Annotated in this window: 15 protein-coding genes; 3 read left to right on the plus strand and 12 right to left on the minus strand. The window is 30.0% G+C overall.

Going from position 1 to position 17403, the window contains the following annotated elements:
* Nucleotides 1–53: 53 nt before the first annotated feature.
* Both IEW41_RS03435 and IEW41_RS03440 read right to left on the minus strand, forming a co-directional pair.
* Complete coding sequence (locus IEW41_RS03435) at nt 54–650, minus strand: hypothetical protein (RefSeq protein WP_188604932.1); 597 nt, start codon at nt 648–650, stop codon at nt 54–56.
* Nucleotides 651–755: 105 nt separating this feature from the next.
* Nucleotides 756–2120, minus strand: a complete 1365-nt coding sequence (locus IEW41_RS03440; protein ID WP_188604933.1) for a tyrosine-type recombinase/integrase — start codon at nt 2118–2120, stop codon at nt 756–758.
* Between the two features lie 273 nt (nt 2121–2393).
* On the opposite strand from IEW41_RS03440, the gene IEW41_RS03445 reads away from it, so the two are divergent.
* Nucleotides 2394–3602 carry a site-specific integrase gene (locus tag IEW41_RS03445; protein ID WP_188604934.1) on the plus strand — a complete coding sequence of 403 codons (1209 nt, stop codon included), beginning with the start codon at nt 2394–2396 and terminating at the stop codon, nt 3600–3602.
* 3 nt (nt 3603–3605) lie between these two features.
* Here IEW41_RS03445 and IEW41_RS03450 read toward each other — a convergent pair whose 3' ends face one another.
* The 7 genes from IEW41_RS03450 to IEW41_RS03480 all read right to left on the minus strand — a co-directional run bounded on the left by IEW41_RS03450 (nt 3606) and on the right by IEW41_RS03480 (nt 13577).
* Nucleotides 3606–5006 carry an HlyD family secretion protein gene (locus tag IEW41_RS03450; protein ID WP_188604935.1) on the minus strand — a complete coding sequence of 467 codons (1401 nt, stop codon included), beginning with the start codon at nt 5004–5006 and terminating at the stop codon, nt 3606–3608.
* 12 nt (nt 5007–5018) lie between these two features.
* Nucleotides 5019–7214, minus strand: coding sequence for a peptidase domain-containing ABC transporter (locus IEW41_RS03455; protein ID WP_373282955.1), 2196 nt, complete (start codon nt 7212–7214; stop codon nt 5019–5021).
* Nucleotides 7208–9727, minus strand: a complete 2520-nt coding sequence (locus IEW41_RS03460; RefSeq protein WP_188604937.1) for a TonB-dependent receptor — start codon at nt 9725–9727, stop codon at nt 7208–7210. Before IEW41_RS03460 ends, IEW41_RS03455 begins: the two co-directional genes overlap by 7 nt.
* A gap of 94 nt (nt 9728–9821) precedes the next feature.
* The gene (locus tag IEW41_RS03465) at nt 9822–10649 is read right to left on the minus strand and encodes a GLPGLI family protein (protein ID WP_188604938.1); all 828 of its coding nucleotides are present in this window, start codon (nt 10647–10649) and stop codon (nt 9822–9824) included.
* A 91-nt stretch (nt 10650–10740) separates the two neighbouring features.
* Nucleotides 10741–10965, minus strand: coding sequence for a hypothetical protein (locus IEW41_RS03470; RefSeq protein ID WP_188604939.1), 225 nt, complete (start codon nt 10963–10965; stop codon nt 10741–10743).
* 112 nt (nt 10966–11077) lie between these two features.
* Entirely contained in the window at nt 11078–12676 is a 1599-nt protein-coding gene (locus IEW41_RS03475; protein WP_188604940.1) for a vitamin K epoxide reductase family protein, read from the minus strand.
* Nucleotides 12677–12899: 223 nt separating this feature from the next.
* Nucleotides 12900–13577 carry a response regulator gene (locus tag IEW41_RS03480; RefSeq protein ID WP_188604941.1) on the minus strand — a complete coding sequence of 226 codons (678 nt, stop codon included), beginning with the start codon at nt 13575–13577 and terminating at the stop codon, nt 12900–12902.
* A gap of 157 nt (nt 13578–13734) precedes the next feature.
* Between IEW41_RS03480 and IEW41_RS03485 the strand changes: the two genes are divergently transcribed.
* Nucleotides 13735–14205: a JAB domain-containing protein gene (locus IEW41_RS03485; protein ID WP_188604942.1), complete on the plus strand. Its 471-nt coding sequence runs from the start codon at nt 13735–13737 to the stop codon at nt 14203–14205.
* A gap of 377 nt (nt 14206–14582) precedes the next feature.
* Nucleotides 14583–16094, plus strand: coding sequence for a BspA family leucine-rich repeat surface protein (locus tag IEW41_RS03490; RefSeq protein ID WP_188604943.1), 1512 nt, complete (start codon nt 14583–14585; stop codon nt 16092–16094).
* A gap of 61 nt (nt 16095–16155) precedes the next feature.
* Here IEW41_RS03490 and IEW41_RS03495 read toward each other — a convergent pair whose 3' ends face one another.
* The 3 genes from IEW41_RS03495 to IEW41_RS03505 are packed head-to-tail and all read right to left on the minus strand — an operon-like array spanning nt 16156 to nt 17255.
* The gene (locus IEW41_RS03495; protein WP_188604944.1) at nt 16156–16458 is read right to left on the minus strand and encodes a hypothetical protein; all 303 of its coding nucleotides are present in this window, start codon (nt 16456–16458) and stop codon (nt 16156–16158) included.
* Nucleotides 16458–16727 (minus strand): helix-turn-helix domain-containing protein, encoded by a 270-nt coding sequence (locus IEW41_RS03500; protein WP_188604945.1) that lies wholly within the window; start codon nt 16725–16727, stop codon nt 16458–16460. The genes IEW41_RS03495 and IEW41_RS03500 overlap by 1 nt, the downstream gene beginning before the upstream one ends.
* 6 nt (nt 16728–16733) lie before the next feature.
* Nucleotides 16734–17255 carry a hypothetical protein gene (locus IEW41_RS03505; protein ID WP_188604946.1) on the minus strand — a complete coding sequence of 174 codons (522 nt, stop codon included), beginning with the start codon at nt 17253–17255 and terminating at the stop codon, nt 16734–16736.
* Nucleotides 17256–17403: the final 148 nt, after the last annotated feature.

A 17403-nucleotide genomic window follows, 5' to 3' on the forward strand; every position in this document is an offset into this window, starting at 1 on the left:
TTATCGTCAAACAAACGTTTGTTTGACGCTTATTTAGTGTTTTTTAAGTTAATTCAATGGTTTTCACTTCTAAATTTCACATGAAATACAGTCTCTAATAAAAACCTATCAGCCTCCTCATCGGTTATCAAAACAGGTTTCTTCTTTTTCGTCTTAGGTTTAGGTTGTATTGTTTCTTTTACAGGTACATTAGGAATTTTACTTGGGACTTTTACTGAAAAATTAGAATTATTAAACTTCTCTTTGTAATGATCTAAAATAGTCTTTACATTTTGTTCTCTCCCTTTTGGGTCAATATTAAAATGTTTTCTAACTTTTGTATAGTGCTGTTCTAAAAATTCAGATTGCATTCTAAACAGGTTAATGGTTTCTTTACTAACAGGATTTATAAACGATGTAATATTCGTATACATCCAACCAGTCAAAAAACAATGGGCATCTAAAAAGTCAATATACTTTTCTATTAAAAAATTAAATTGAATGTCCTTTAAATCTTCTTTGGCTTGAAACAAGGTATACATGTTTTCATCCAAAATACCAACTTTATTCATCATGCTTATAAAGTCTACTTTTTTATAATCTAATGATATTTTTTGATTATTATCTATGACACCTAATTGATTAAAAGCATCAGCTGGAATTGACTTCAATATCGACATTTGCTCAAATGACTTCATGAGACTGCCAGGCAAATAGAATATATAAGCCTTGGTTAAATTGTCTCGTATTTGAATAAATAGTTCCTCCATAACTTTTTATAATAAATGTGAATAATCATCAGCAATTGCTGCATCAATATCACGCAAATATTTTTCCAATGCACTCATTGTAGAATGTCCTGTAATCAACATCAATCTACTTTTAGCTTCATGTGGCGATGAATCTTTAACAAGAGCTCTATATAATTTTGTAATAAAGGTATGCCTAAAACTATATAAACCATAGTTTTTACCTAGTTGGAAATGGTCTTTAACAACCTTTTTATAGCGTTTTGAAAAATAATCTCGCTTATTGTCTTCGGTAGTATCCCAAGTCCCTCCTATTTTGTCTGGAGTAAACAAAAATAAGTCCCCATCTAAACCACTTAAATCTGGTAAATCTTTCAATAATATTTCAGGAATACGCTTGGTCTTTAAAGGACTGTTTTTAGCCACAAACTGAATGGTGTTTTCTTCTAAATTAATATCCTTTATCCTAATGCGACACGCTTCTATTGGTCGTAAAAAGTTATAAGAGATAAACTTTATAAATAATAATAAGACAGGATCATTGGCTTCTAAATAATCAAAAATTTCCGTTTGTTTTGCCAACGAATAGGTTTTATTGCGTTGCGGGTTAGTCTTTAATGCTTTTATCTTTTTAACAGGATTAGATTTAATGATGTCATTATCTTCCAATGTTTGCATTAAACTGCTAAAATCAGTTCTAAAGTTGTTATAATTTCTAGGACTGGTTGTAGATAAAACATCATGTAGAAATAAGCTAATCACCTTTTTATTCAATTGGTCTATGGTCATTACTTCAGGATGCTTTTTCTTTACCCAAGTAATTAACTTTTTAGCTCGACCTGTATAATCCTTAAGCGTTCGTTCTGCTACAACTTTTTCCTTTAGTTTCAAGCTAAAATCAAAGGCTTGCTGTAAGGTCATTTTTGATTCCTCAATAGCTTTAGGCTCAGCTATAGGTGTTGAACTGGTATTGGCAATTGGACTAGTCGCAATGTTTGCATGTCCTATTGTGGAATTAGAAGTTGTTAGTGGCTTCTGACTTTCATTATCCTTTGTACTGTAATAAAAATCTGTATTGTCAATATAGGGATTATAGCCAGACTTGAGTAATTTTATAAGTCGTCTTCTATAGACTGCTAATAGAGAAAACCTATCTTCTTTAAATTTAAACTGATTGGCTTGTCCATAAATATTTTGTTGACGTTCTAGCTTATTGGTTAAAGGATTTCGATAAGAATAATAGACATACCAACGCTTGGATAAATCGCCTTTTGCATTGTAAATTTTTGGAGTAGAAAATTGGGGTTTCTGTGTCAAATTGTACTCTAATTCGTGTTCAAAATCGTGTTCACTTTCTAATTCAAATGTAATGATTTCATTTAATGTAGACATAAAAAAAACGGTTTAGAGTGAACTAAACCGTTGATTTTATTAACGAATTGAATTTTGTAGCGGGAACTGGACTCGAACCAGTGACCTTCGGGTTATGAGTTCTATGACGTATGGTCTTAAATGAATTCAAATGGATTTAAAACAACTGTATTCCAGTATTTTATAAAATTATACAACTTCATAAATTCAAAATTTAACATGTAAAAACATCATTTGTTGCACATATGTTGTACATAAAATTCGTATCTTTATATTAGTAAAATCATAGCAAATATGGCAACTGTAAAGATAGTACTCAGAAAGAATTATAAGAAAAAAGAGGGAACTTTTCCAATAGCTCTTCGTATTACCCAAAATCGAAAATCAAGATTTATCTTTACAGGTGAATATATCAAAGAAAGTGATTGGAATTCCAAAGAGGGATTGGCTAAAAAATCACATCCCAATTCAAAGAGGTTAAACAACTATCTTTTGAAGAAGTTAAGTGAAGCGCATAGCGTAGCTCTTGATGTCCAAACAAATCAAAATTCCACTTCCTCCAACATCATTAAGAAAAAGATTGTAGGCAAGGACAAAATGGACTTTTTTGAGGTTTCAAAAATTCATTTATCGGCCATAAGAAAAAGAAAAAAGATTGGGCAACTGAGAACTGAAGAAGGAAGACTAGGTATTTTTAAAGATTTTCTAGGAACTAGTCATCTACACTTTTCTGATTTGGACGTCATACTATTAAAAAAGTTTCAAAATCATCTTTTATACGAGAGAAATGTTTCAACCAGAACTGCTATTAATTACCTCATATTGATTAGGACGATTTACAACCTAGCGATTAAGGAATTTGATATTGACTCTAAATCCTATCCTTTTGGCAAGGATAAAGTACAGATTAAACTTCCTGAGAGCGAAAAAATAGGATTGAACAAAGATGAAGTCAAGCTTTTAGAGGAAGCCCAAAACCTCACTCCTCCCCAACAAGTCGCAGTTCATATTTGGCTTTTGAGTTTTTACTTTGCTGGCATTCGTATTGGAGATGTTATAAAACTCAGGAAATCTGACTTTAGAGATGGTCGGCTTCATTATCGAATGGATAAGAATGAAAAGCTTGTTTCTTTATCTATACCAGAAAAAGCAAAAGCTATTTTAGACATCTATACAATAACAAAAGAAAAGAATGATTTAATTTTTCCATTTTTACAGGAATCCGATATTAAAAATCCCAAGAAATTAGCCACGAGAAAAAATACAATTACAAGAAGCATCAATAGACGGTTAGAGAGAGTTGCAAACAAATTGGGTATTGATAAAAAGTTATCAATGCATATTGCAAGACATACTTTTGGTAATCTATCGGGAGATAAAATCCCAATTCAAATGTTACAGAAATTATATAGACACTCTTCCATTACGACCACAGTGAACTATCAACAAAATTTTATGCATAAGGAAACTGATGAGGCCTTAGATTCTGTTATTAATTTTTAAAACTTATCTCTGAAACACATCCCTAAGCTGATAAAAAAACCGCTCTATCAATCTTAAATCTTCAGTAATAATTTCTGCTGAACCAGTCATTTCTTGCTTGAAATCTATTTCTTTATTATATGATGTGATAAGTTTTTCAGGAAGTGATACATCAATTAAATATAAACCGTCTTGGTTTGGAATTACAGAAACACTCTTAACATTACCCTCTAGAATTCCGAACTCTGCATCTAGATAATTATCTAATTTTATATTCACTGATTGTCCAATTTTTATCTTTCCTGAATTCTGAGCTGGTGTTTTTAATTTTGCTATATAAGACGAGTTTTTACTTGGTATAATTGTAAAAACCAAATCACCTTGATTGACTGTTTGGTTAGCATTCCAATAATTAAGAAAAGACACTTTACCTTCAATATTTGATTTTAAAACGTATATATCCTCCCAATCTTTAATCGCTTTTTTTAATTGATTAAATGATTGGATTACGCTTTTAAGCAAGGTCATTTCTTCTTTTACTCGATTTATTTCTGTTCCTTTTGAGGTTTTATGCGCATTACTTATACCCTCTCTTATTTGAGATATAGATGCTTCGAAATTTTTATAGTTACGTTCTGCTTGGGCAAATTCAAGTTGCTTGTTCTCATAATCTTGTGCAGAAATAACACCTTTATCAAATAATATTTGTTGTCTGTTTAAATCTTTCTTTTTAAACTCTAATTCAGTTTTATTAATATCTCGTTGAGATTTCAAACTTTGCAAACGTCTATTTAATTCAGAAATAGAGTAACTATTTGCCAACGCTTCATTAGAAAATGGTTCTAATTCTTTATTCAACTTATATTGAACATAATTGTTTTCAAATAAAGCAAATTGAGATTCTATATCTCCTAAAAATAAAATTGGCAAACTATCTATTGAGAATTCGAATGGCTTACTGCTACTTGCTTGAATTGTGTCAATTAATGATTTTAATTTATATACATCTTTATAATTAGCGGTATTTTCAATTATTGCAAGAGGCTCATTCTTTCTAACCTCTTGATTATCCTTAACTAAAATAGCATCTATTTCTCCTGTAATTTTAGCATACTCTTTTTGAGGTGGTATAACCGTAGTAATAACTGCTTCAGAAGGAATGATATCAGGATATTTAACAAACCAAGAAACAAACAATAGCATCAAAATTAGAAATAAAAACAGAACATTCCCCCAACGTATCATCCAATGAGGTACTTCAGTAAGAATTTCTTGAACTTCTTCACTCCTAAGTTCAATAGATTCTATACTTTCATTATTGTCATTATTTTCAAACAACTTAGCGGTTAAATTGTCAAGCTTCTCTTGAAGTTCATCGTTTCGATTTTTAACACTATCCTTTTTTTTGTCTTTATTTTCTAACATATTGTCTAAAAACTAATTTCCAAGTTCTAACTGGTTTTTAACCAATTTATAATATTCACCCTTATTCTTTATTAATACCTCGTGTGTTCCTGTTTCTACAATTTTCCCCTTATCAAGTACTACTATTTGATGCGCATTCTTTACTGTACTTAAACGATGAGCAATGACAACTACTGTTTTGTTGTTAAAGAAGGCATTAAGCTTTTTCAATATCACTTTCTCATTATTGGCATCTAAGGCAGATGTTGCCTCATCAAAAAACAAAAAACTAGGGTTTTTATAAACTGCTCTAGCTATTAATAAACGCTGTTTTTGACCTGTACTTAAGCCAACACCTTCCATCCCTATTTTGGTGTTATAAGATAATGGTAGCGTTTCAATAAATTCTTTTATATTAGAAACATCTACTGCATGAATAAGCTTTTTTCTATCGACATAATCTTCACCAACTGCTATATTGTTAGCAATTGTATCATTAAAAATATAACCTTCTTGCATTACTACACCACACTCATTACGCCAAGTTTTTTGCAAAATATGTTGCAGGTTATAGTTCCCCAAATTTATCTGTCCTTCAATAGGGTCATAAAACTTTAAGAGGAGTTTCATTAAAGTGGTTTTCCCACTGCCACTTACACCTACAATAGCGGTAACTTTATTTGCTGGAATATGCAAATCTAAATCTTGAAGTACTAATTGGTCAGATCCTATATAACGAAATGAAAGATTTGTAATATTAATATCTGCATTTATATCGATGTCAGTAATGCGCTCTTGCCCGAATGGTTCTTCCTCTTCCTTATTATGAATTTCTGACAAACGATCTAAAGATATTTTGGCATCTTGAACTTCCCTAATAAAATTAATAAGCTGTGATATGGGCGAGTTCAATTGACCGACTATATAACTAATAGCAAGCATCATTCCCAAAGTAATTTCACCATCAATAACCAGTTTTGCTGATAATACCGTAATAAGAATATTTTTTAACTCATTTATAAAACTAGAGCCTACACTTTGATATTGCTCTAATCCCAAAGCTTCAATAGACACTTTAAACAAACGTGCTTGTAAAAACTCCCAATTCCAACGCTTCTGTTTTTCTGAATTATGAAGTTTAATTTCTTGCATCCCATTGATAAGCTCAATGACTTTACTTTGTTCTTCACTCACTACTGAAAAACGCTTGTAATCTAAATCTTTACGTTTTTTTAAAAAGACAATTATCCATAGAAAGTAAAAAAAACTACCTAATAAAAAAATCCCAAAAAGCAATAAATTGTAGTATGCCAATACTAAACTAAAAACGATAAGATTCACCAATGAAAATAAAACATTCAATGATGATGTCGTTAAAATACGCTCTATACGTCGATGATCATTAATTCGTTGAAGAATATCTCCTGTCATCCTTGTATCAAAAAATGCAATTGGCAGTTTCATCAACTTGATAAAAAAATCAGAAACCAAAGAAATATTTATACGTGTACTTAAATGCAATAATATCCAACTGCGTATAACCTCTATTGCAGTTCTACCTACAAACAATGCTAATTGTGCAAATAGTATCAAGTAAATAAAATGTATATCTTGATTTTTAATTCCGACATCAACAATACTTTGAGTTAAAAAGGGAAAAATGAGCTGTAGTATGCTGGCTGCTATTAAACCTATGACCAGCTGCCATAGAAACTTTTTATATTTAAATAAATATTTTGATAAAAATTTAAATCCAAAGTCATGTTTGCTTTTATCAAAATTAGAATTATAGAATTTCGCTGTAGGTTCTAATAATAAGGCTATACCCTCTTCTGTTTGATCTGTAGCGTTATTACCAATCCAATGTTTTAAAAACTCTTCTTTATTGTATTTTAATAATCCATGTGCTGGGTCTGAAAAATAATAAGTTCTGTTTCTTATTTTATATAACACAACATAATGGTTTTTGTTCCAATGCAAAATGCAAGGCAAGGGAACTTCTTTTAACTTTTCTAAGTTAATTTTAACCCCTAAACTTCTAAAGCCTACTTCTTCTGAAGCATCACTTAAAGCCAATAAATTACTTCCTGAACGTGTAGTTTCACTTAACCTACGAAGTTGTTCTATAGAAATTATCTTTTTATAATATTTTGCTATTATTTTTAAACACGTTGCACCACAATCTTTAGAATCAGGTTGTTTGTAGAAAGGAAAAGGTTTTCTCAAAATCTATATTTTAAATTTAATAGAATATATCTCGGTACAATTCTAAAACTTGAGCTTCGCTTTTGGTTTTCAGAAATATTAATATTAGTTAGATCCTTTATGTTAGACAAGTTACTCCCTTGTAATTGATACGACCACCTATTTCCATTAGGGCTAAAGTTTATTTTCATATTAGTGAATAAAAAATTATTCTTATTTATATAATAAAAATCATTGGTAATTTGTATTTTCCATTTCTCTGATAATTCTAAAATCGAATTTAATGAAGCTTCTAAATAATCAAAAGAGTTTTCTTGATCACTGAATTGTCCTTTAGAATAATTATACTTAAAACTTAAATCAAAATCTAAGGGGATGTCTAAATACGTTGTACACTTGAATTGATAGTTGGCATTATAATTTTTTGTGATACCAAATTCATTATTGATTAGCACATCATTATTACTCCACAACTGATTTGTACTGAATTTGATTAAAAAAGGTAAAGAACTTAAATACTTTGTAATGCTTATATTATAGCCAAGTAAACTTCCTCCATCTAAAATTTTATAATCAATAAAATTAGAGTTTTCAGTTATAAAATTTTCAGTTCCATAGTTCCTGTTTGTGAAGTTATAGAAGAGGTAGGAATTGATCAGAAATATTTTTTTATAATTTTTATAAACATACCTAAATCCAATATTATGACTTTTAAAAGGTTCAATGAAATCTAAGCCTCTTGAAAATGTTCTATAATTTTTAAGAATATAATTTTCATTTAAATAAGAAATCTCAGGTATATTATTTGTAAAACTATAATTAAGTCCGAGTACAGATTGTTTTTTTTTATAGGTGAAGGATATTGCTGGGTTAACGAAAAAAAAATCTTCTTTTCTGTTATTAAGATTTGTGTAATTTTGAGAAATTACAAGAGATGATCTTAATTTGAATTTATCAGAAAAATCATATTTGTATCTTACTCGTGCACTTAAATTTGTTTTTTTATAATCCGTATCGTTAGCAAGAGAATCAACTGAAACTTGATTATTAACTAAAAATGTAGAATTAATTTTGTCGTGATCATAATTTCCAAATATCTCTAAACCAAATTCAGATTTTTTGAGTTTTGTAATTAACTCTGTTGATATTCCAGTATATCTTAATGGAGAATTTGAATTTTGTTGCACTAATGATTGTGTGTCTTCTTCTTCGAATTGTTGATTAAATATATTTGGATGGATAGTAAGATTTTGTTTAGTGTTATTCTGTCCATGGTACAAATAAACCAATAACAAGTTGTTTTCTGAAAGTTTTTTTGTAACATTAAGATGATTGAAAAAATTATGTTTATTATCTTCTTGTTCTTGATTAATTACATTTTCATTAAAAATTAAGTTCCCATCTTTCAATGTAGAATTGTTTTCAAATGAAAAATCATACTTATAATACGTTTTATTATTATAATGTTTAATTTCTAATTCTGTAGCAAATATTATGTCTTTAATGTTAATATTATTCTCTTCAGAATATTCAATAGGTTCTGGCGAAACAAAATATTCGACAAAACTAGAATTTTGTTTATCTATTATATCAGACGAATAATAACTTAAACTTCTGAGCTTAGTATTTTCAGAAAGATTGGTAACAAAACTCAATGAATTTAGAAAAGAGTTATTGAATACATCTTCATTATCAGAAAAATTAGTGTTCGTTAAATTATCTATATTAACAATGGTGTTATTGTTCTTTTCAATTTTTTTTTCAGCTTGATATTTAGAGATGGTTATTGTGGAATTACTTCTTACTTGGGGTATAGCCAATTTTCTAGTATTATTGATATTTGTGAAATTAAAAAATTTCACTTTCTTTTTTAACAACCCAAGATTAGCTGAACCTTCATACCGTTCGTTTGTTCCTAGTCCAATATTTATATTTCCAAACCAAACATTTTTTTTATCCTCTTTTAACATTAAGTTTAATGCTACTTTTTCAGATTCTTGAAAACTCTTTAGAACAGGGTTATCTTCAAAATTATTTAATACTTGTACTTTGGAAATATTATTTGCATCTAAATTCTTTGATAATATTTTGTATTTATCATCAAAGAGGTCATCACCTTCAATTAAAAGTTTATCAATAGGTTTACCATTAACTTCAATTTCCCCATTTTTTAGCACCTCAACACCTGGAATTTTTTTTAATAAATCTTCAACCACTTCAACAGATCCATCAGTAAACTTAGATGCTCTAAAAGTCACAGTGTCTTTACTAACTTTTATTTTTTCCCAAGCCTCTAACACAACCTCTTTTAAAGCCTCTGGCTTCTCTTCTAATGTAATGTTGTTAGTTAACTCTCTTTGTCCTTTATAGATTATTTCTTTTATATTGCTTTTATAACCTAAGCCATTAGCTACTATTTTTAGAGTATCAAGATTTTTTAAATTACTTACATTAACATTGTACATCCCTTTTTCATTTGAATAAGTGTATTCTGCGATATTTTGGTTTATATAAAAAACAATACTAATGTTAGACAAAACGAGAGTTTCTTCATTTATTATTTTACCTGAGACTAATAAATCTTGAGAATTACAGTAAAAAAAAGCAAATGATATTATAAAAAGTAGGCATCTATTCTTCATCAAAGATTTCGATATAAAAATTTTTCATTGGGTTCTTATTTTCAGCTTTATGTACATTCTCCATTTGCGCCATAAAAACTTTTCCCATTTTTGTACTAGCAGCATGTCTTTTTAGCATTTCTTTTCTAAATTCTTGAAATGATATCCATTCTCTTTCTAAAGTTGGCTTTCCTCTTTCCATGTCAATATTAGTTTTAGGATTAGGAACGATTATTTTACGTTTTCCTGCACTCGGATATTCAATAGATTTAAAATAAAAAAAGATCTCTTTGTCAGTATCATAAGCTTCAAGAATAAGTCCTGGTAAGCCTTGCAACTTCCATGGTCCATAAGGCAAAGGTATATCTAGGCTAAACCAAGCAGTATAATCTCGTCCTCTAAAATTGCAAATTGCTTTGACACAGACAAAGCTTCCTATTTCTTTTGTTTCTTTCAGTATCTTCCATTTTATTTTAGGTATGGAATCTTTAACGTAGTTAAATCCAACATCTCTACTCTTGATAAAACCTGTTTCTAAATTTATATTGTACAAAAACCCATCTTGCGTTGTTGCTTTTGGAACAAAAAAAGCATGTTCATCATTCTTATTAATTAATTCCATCTTTTTCACATGCCCTCCTTCTAAAGAATCTTTTGAAACTGTATAAGTAGAGCTTTCAAAATCAAAAACAAGCTCTGCGTTATAATCAATTCCTATTGGCGCACCCATTCCAAAACTCTGCTTCTGACCATAATTTACTACTCCACTTACCTTTTCTTGAGCTAAAAGACTTAGTTGAAATATTAATAGAAAAATAAAAATTGATACTTTTTTCATTTTAATTTATTGTTTTTTCTAATAGATAGGATAACCCGTATTACTTATAATTTAATACAGGTTATCCATAATCAAGATTAATGATTAGTGCTTATAAACCACAAAAGTCGTTCAACATATCGTTATATGCTTGAAGAAATTCTGGGCATGTTACTGCACTCCCTGATGCACTACCGTCAGGACAAGACCACGTAAAATGAACTGTTCTTCCTGTTGCACAAACACTCGAACCTCCTCCAACTACAGTTTTTAATTGATTTCGTTGAAGAACATTTCCTTCTTCTAAATTTAAGTTTTTTAAATTTAAGTTTTTCATAATAAAAAATTTATATTAAAATATTTGCCTTGATCAGTTAAAGACACTCAAGGTTTATGTCTGTCCTTCGCGAAAGGGTATTGTTTTTGAACAGAATATTGTTCTTAGTTTGTTAAATTAAAACCTCTTCTAAATCATCAACTCCATATTCTTTAGGCAATTCATATCCATTTATAAAAATAGTCGGAGTATGTGTTATATTTTCAGCATCACACCATTCCCTCATATCTTGAATTTTATTATTTTGTTTATTAAGCTCTCCGTTTACGGGATATTTATTCGCAAACAAATCATAATCCTTATGTTTTGTTTGATACCAATCATCTAGTGCATGTCTTGTTTTCTCTTTATCACCTTGTTTAGCAATAGCTAAAAAGTGACTTACAGGTTTTGCCTTAATATCATTGTTATCTGCTCTTGCCGTAAACAACATTTGTAAATTAACACTCCCTTTATCAACTAATGCTTCTAAAATGGGATGAGCTTCTGCACATGGGCGACAATAAGGATTACACACTTTAACAATATTATATTTAGCTGAATTATTATTGCTTATTGTAATCCCCAAGCCTTCAGTAGATGTTTTTATTTTTCTGGATTTTTTTAATAAACTTTCCAATACCGTTGGATTATTTTTGATTTTTTTAAGATCTCTTCGGTAAACATTCGTTTTTTTCTCTTGTTTAAGCAGCGGTTTAAGCTCTGTCCAAATTAATACAGGAATTAATAATAATGCCAATAATAATGGAAGGACTTTATAGTCTATAGGGTTTTTATAAAATTTACTAAAAAGCGTAATAAAAATTTCAGAAACCAGAACGGCTTGAATAATAATGCAAAATTTACACCACTGCTTTATGACTAAAGCCTGAAAATAGATTGAAATTAGTATGACTGGTAAACAAGCAAGACTAAATATTCCTAATACAGAAAGAGAAGTAGCTTGAAAACCAAATACTAACAAATAAAATAATGATCCGAAAAAATATGAAAAACTTAAAAGGCTTAGTGTAAGATTGCCATTAAATAACATAGCATATTTAGAATCTAATACCGCATTACAATTTATTTTCTTGTTACTTCCTGAACAAAAGTTTTGTAATGCAGGATTATATTTATCGATTTCAAACCATAATAAAAAAACGCCTGTAGTCAACCCAATACATTTTAAAACAGTATAAGCAATAATGTAAAAAGCTGATGATATATCAGTAATATTTTTTGTTATTAAAAGATTAATAATAAAATAGCTCGCCAGTAGAGTAGCTATACTTCCTTTTAAAACATTTTGTTTTCTTTTTTTTACTAATTTTTTTTCAATTCCATTTTCTCTAGATTGCTCTGTCGTTTCTACTAACAAACAAATACCAGACCATATCTTTAAAAAAAAATTAATAGGCACTGTCACTTTTTTGTTATTATTATCGTAATATGATACAGTCTCATCTCCTATATTTTTAAGCACATAGAATAAAGATTCATTATTGACATCTACTTGAATAATACAAGGCATTGGCATCACTTTAAGCTTATTGATATCAATCTTTACTGCTAAGTTTTCAATTTGATACTTCTCTAAAGTATCTGATATAGAGAGTAAACTAGGATGATCTGTATGAGAAAGAATGCAATCTTTTAGATAATTTGAAGTGGATTTAATATTAAGCAAAGTTAATAGCTGTTTCGTAGCGTTTACACAATTATCAATCATAAGTAAGTCAGTGCTTTAAACATATTAAATAATAAAATTCAAAAGAATGCCCATAATCAGTTTATGATTAAAGAATTAATCCTAAAGAAGATTGGAAGTATCTTTAGTGATTTTTTTTACTTTTTTGAAAAAAAATTGTAGGATGTAAGGTATTAATCTAATACTCGTTAACAAAGCTAATATGCTCACAAATAGTGAGTATAATGAACACTAATAGAAAAACCTAAATAAACCCTTTCTCTTTAGCAGTTAGAACAAGTTCACGATCATTCTCATCAGTAATATTAAAATATGTTCTGATTTTTCTTTTTCTTTTTTCAATACCTGTTTTAGATAGTGGCACAAGGTCTTTCAACTCTTTCATTCTTGCACCATTTGAAATTTCATAAAGAATTTGTATGTCTAATTCATCTAAAATAAAATTACTATTGGCTTTCTTTCTCATCAAATTAAGAATAGTTCTACTGTAGTAAGAACCGTCATTAATAATCTCTTTGAAAGCAATTATTAAATCTGAGAAATCTATATCGAGCTTAATTAAAAAGACTTCTGGATTTAAGGAACGAAGAATATTATTTAATCTATAATTATCATTATAACTTGTACAAACTAACACCTTGCATCTAGGAAACTTTTCTTTAATTTTTTGTCCTAAAACTTCACCGTTTAAAATATCATATTTTTGGCTAGATGGAAGACTTATATCTAAAACAGCCAAGTCAAAACCTTTAAGTTTATTCTGTGATTTTATTTTATCAAAAGCTTCATCGCAATTCTTAGCCTCTGCAATTATAAATTTAGTATTAGGTACTTCATTTGCAACTACATCTAAAGCCCTCTTATAACTATCAATATTAATTTGATGATCTTCGACGATTAAAACAGAATAGATTCTTTTCATAGCTAATAATAGATTTAGTTTAAAGCCTTATGGCATAAACGATAAGATTTAAAAAATATTAGTTGCTATTAAATTCTTAGGGATAATGTAGTCTAAATATATAGAAAATAATCGTTCTGTGCGTAAAAAAAAATGTGATTTCTGTTATTGATATTTTATGACAGAAAAATTCAAAACCAATATTAGTGAAATATCCCTTAACTATAAGCGCAAGGTAAAAGCTTCTGAACGCCCAAAAGTATCTTGCTCTAAAGATGCTGAAAAGCTCTTTAGGGAAAACTGGAATGATTTGACCATCAACCTTTTTGAAGAGTTTAAGATACTACTACTTGATCGTAACAATAGCTGTATGGGAATTGTACCCATTTCCCAAGGTGGTGTTTCAGGAACCTTGGTCGATGCAAAGCTCGTCTTTGCCTCCGCCCTAAAAGCTCGTGCATGCTCAATAATTTTAGGACACAATCATCCTTCAGGAAACTTAAAACCAAGTGCCTCAGATATAAGTCTAACGGAGAGATTAGTAAAAGGCGCAAACTATCTAGATTTAAAAATCTTAGACCACATTATTCTAACAGATGTGAATTATACATCCTTTGCTGATGATAATTTAGTGTCATTTACCTCTTGAAAATAAAAAGTTTAAAAACTTCTTTGGTGTGGTTTTTGGAATCATTACATTAGATTCAACAAATAATAAACTATAAAATATACAGAGATATAATTTAGTAAAACATATAAAATAAGCATTAGCTTACTTTTCACCGATATCGAAAACTGGTAATTTTTAAAGAGTTGAGTGATAAGTCAGAACTAATGCCCACGGTAAGGCGTGGGCTTAGTCGCTGTCTTTGACTCTTTGGTATACCAGTACCACGATATCGGGACACTTCTAAGTTCCACGCTCTTTTTTTGCCGATGGTATACCTTTTTCAGCATATTCGACCACCATAACTTTTCGACATTATTCTGAATCAAGTCGTAATACTCATTTAAAATCTATATACAATGAAAAGCTATTTAACAAAACTCAATATAACAAAGAACTTCTACCTACTTCTATTGATTACTTTATTTACTACTAATCTCACTAAAGCTCAGATATCAACTGGTGATTTTGTGACCACTTGGAAAACTGATAATCCTGGCTTACTACCAGATACGGTGATTAGAATTCCAACTTTCACAGGCGTTTATAACTATGATATTGATTGGGATAATGATGGTGTTTTTGATGAATTTGGAAAAACAGGGAATGCTCAACATGACTATGGAACAGCAGGAACCTACACCGTTAGAATAAGAGGTCAGTTTCCACACTTTTATATTAACGACGATCCTAATATGAAAGAGAAACTTTTATCAGTTGACCAATGGGGCAGTATTGCTTGGTCTTCTTTGTTTTCTTCCTTTTTTGGCGCAAATAATTTAGTTATCAATGCAACTGATGTACCAGATTTAAGCAACGTCATAAATATGAACAACACATTCGTAGAAACGACTTCTTTCAATCAAAGTATTAATAATTGGGATGTTAGTAATGTACGTTTTATGAATTTTACTTTTAGCTTTTCTGTTTATAATCAACCATTAAATAATTGGAATGTTAGTAATGTTGAAAGTATGAGAGGTATGTTTCAATTTAACGATATGTTCAATCAGCCATTAGATATGTGGGATGTAAGTGCCGTTGAGGACATGTCATTCATGTTTAATTTTACTGAAGCATTTAATCAAAATATTAACAATTGGGATGTTGGTAATGTTACAGACATGACAAGTATGTTTAGAGAGGCAAACTTATTTAATTCACCAATAAACAGTTGGAATGTGAGTAATGTGACGGATATGTATAACATGTTCTTTCATGCAGACGTTTTTAATCAACCTCTAAATTCTTGGGATGTTGTTAACGTGGTAGATATGGAACGAATGTTCAATAATGCGGACCAATTCAACCAACCGTTAAATAATTGGAACGTGAGCAATGTAATGTCAATGCGTCAAATGTTTACGCAAACCTCACTTGACCAAGATTTGAGCAGTTGGGATGTAAGCAATGTAAACGATATGGCGTTTATGTTTCAAGGCTTGACACTATCAACCGAAAATTATGATGCTATCCTTAATGCTTGGGTGAATCTTCAATTACAAAATAATGTTTCGTTTCATGGTGGCAATAGTAATTATTGTAATAGTGAGACCGCACGAAATACACTCATCAATGTATTAGGGTGGACTATTACAGATGGAGGACTTGATTGTTCTGGTCTAAGTATTTCTGAATTTTCAGAAGAGAATATAAAGTTATATCCTAATCCAGTTACAACTGAACTTAATATAGATGTTACTAATGGACAGATAGACAAAATCAAAATCTTTTCATTAGATGGAAAGCTTATTAGTTATATACCCATAACTGACAATAAAATCAATTTGGAAAGATTGGTTTCTGGAATCTATTTTATCGAGATTTCAAAAGGTGAAAGCTCAATAGTTAAAAAGATAGTTAAGCAATAACCTCAAAGTCAAAGCTTTATAAAAATAGCCTATCAATGATAGGCTATTTTATTTTCAGTACTTAATAGTCCATATCAATATCTTTATTTAGGTTTTTGTCCTGCTCCTTAAAGTCAATATAAAAATTGTCAATACTATCAATATCCAATGAGGGAATACTGTCTTTATTCTGATCTTTAGTTTTGCTTAAGATTATTTCCTCTTGGTATTGTGACATACCATCTTTCATTGCTCTTATGCGATGCTTTCCAGCTTTTAGTCCGTCCAAAATGTCTGGTTTCAATCCTAATTCCTTTGACAAGGTATAGCCTTGGTTAAAGGCTTCCTTATAGTCCTTATCTATCCTATGTTGTTCTTCCATCATTAAAAAGGTTCTTTGGCGTGTTGCTCTAAGTAATCAAGTAGGGAATAGCGGTCATAAAGGATGATACGTTTTTGCGGTTGGGAAAAACGTATTCTGCCCTCATCTCTTAGTTTTTGAAGTGTTGTCTTGGATGTGATGTTAAGCATTGCCATAGCCTGTTCGCCATCTATCCATTGAAGGGGTTCTTCCTTTTGCTTTTCGTCAAGATAGGTAACAACCTTATCAAATAAAGCATAAAACGCTTTTTCTTCTAAACAAACTACTTGCATAATTAATCATTCATAATCATCGCTTGGCGATGGTGATTTATCGATATCTTTTTCATTTTCTTCAAAACTCAAATACAAAGATTGGTATTGGTCATCTATATCGTCCAAATTTAAGGTGAGAGATGATTCAAGTATTTTTTCCTTATAGGCTTGTCTACCTCGTTCAAGAAGAATAGCTGTGTCTTCTTTGTTCATTTTCTTGATAACTGGATAGATGTAGTCTTGGTCTCCTTTAAAGGCTTTTTCTTCTAGGGCTTGTTTTATCTTATTGTTATAATCATTCTTGACCTCAGAGGTTTCTCTTTCAATTTGCTTATCGGTTTTCAGTGATTTTGTATGCATTTTAATGATGCGGATGTCACCCTTTGGATAAGGTGCTGGCTCATACTTTTTAAAGGAAATCTGCTTGCTCCTGTCTAAATCATCAATAGCTTTTTGCTTTTCCTTTATTAAATCTTGTATTTCTTGACTGCTCTTTGCTAGTTCTTGGATATATTCCAACTCCAGGTCATCTAGTTTTTGTGTCATTTCTTTTCGTTTTGTGTTACACTTCTTTTTAACAAGAGGTGTAACGATGACTAATTCCTTTGGGCTTCCTATATGTAAGGACAAGCTAAAAGCATACAGGGAAAAGGACTTGGATTATGAGGTCCAAGCCCGTAATTTGCTTGTAAAT

It is taken from the genome of Aquaticitalea lipolytica (assembly GCF_014641635.1).
Taxonomy (GTDB): Bacteria; Bacteroidota; Bacteroidia; order Flavobacteriales; family Flavobacteriaceae; genus Aquaticitalea; species Aquaticitalea lipolytica.

What these genes read in the sequence shown, in the direction of transcription:
- IEW41_RS03440 (WP_188604933.1), bottom strand. Translation starts at nt 2,120, where the DNA reads ATGTCTACATTAAATGAAATCATTACATTTGAATTAGAAAGTGAACAC.
- IEW41_RS03445 (WP_188604934.1), top strand. Translation starts at nt 2,394, where the DNA reads ATGGCAACTGTAAAGATAGTACTCAGAAAGAATTATAAGAAAAAAGAG.
- IEW41_RS03450 (WP_188604935.1), bottom strand. Translation starts at nt 5,006, where the DNA reads ATGTTAGAAAATAAAGACAAAAAAAAGGATAGTGTTAAAAATCGAAAC.
- IEW41_RS03465 (WP_188604938.1), bottom strand. Translation starts at nt 10,649, where the DNA reads ATGAAAAAAGTATCAATTTTTATTTTTCTATTAATATTTCAACTAAGT.
- IEW41_RS03470 (WP_188604939.1), bottom strand. Translation starts at nt 10,965, where the DNA reads ATGAAAAACTTAAATTTAAAAAACTTAAATTTAGAAGAAGGAAATGTT.
- IEW41_RS03475 (WP_188604940.1), bottom strand. Translation starts at nt 12,676, where the DNA reads ATGATTGATAATTGTGTAAACGCTACGAAACAGCTATTAACTTTGCTT.
- IEW41_RS03480 (WP_188604941.1), bottom strand. Translation starts at nt 13,577, where the DNA reads ATGAAAAGAATCTATTCTGTTTTAATCGTCGAAGATCATCAAATTAAT.
- IEW41_RS03485 (WP_188604942.1), top strand. Translation starts at nt 13,735, where the DNA reads ATGACAGAAAAATTCAAAACCAATATTAGTGAAATATCCCTTAACTAT.
- IEW41_RS03490 (WP_188604943.1), top strand. Translation starts at nt 14,583, where the DNA reads ATGAAAAGCTATTTAACAAAACTCAATATAACAAAGAACTTCTACCTA.
- IEW41_RS03495 (WP_188604944.1), bottom strand. Translation starts at nt 16,458, where the DNA reads ATGATGGAAGAACAACATAGGATAGATAAGGACTATAAGGAAGCCTTT.
- IEW41_RS03500 (WP_188604945.1), bottom strand. Translation starts at nt 16,727, where the DNA reads ATGCAAGTAGTTTGTTTAGAAGAAAAAGCGTTTTATGCTTTATTTGAT.
- IEW41_RS03505 (WP_188604946.1), bottom strand. Translation starts at nt 17,255, where the DNA reads ATGACACAAAAACTAGATGACCTGGAGTTGGAATATATCCAAGAACTA.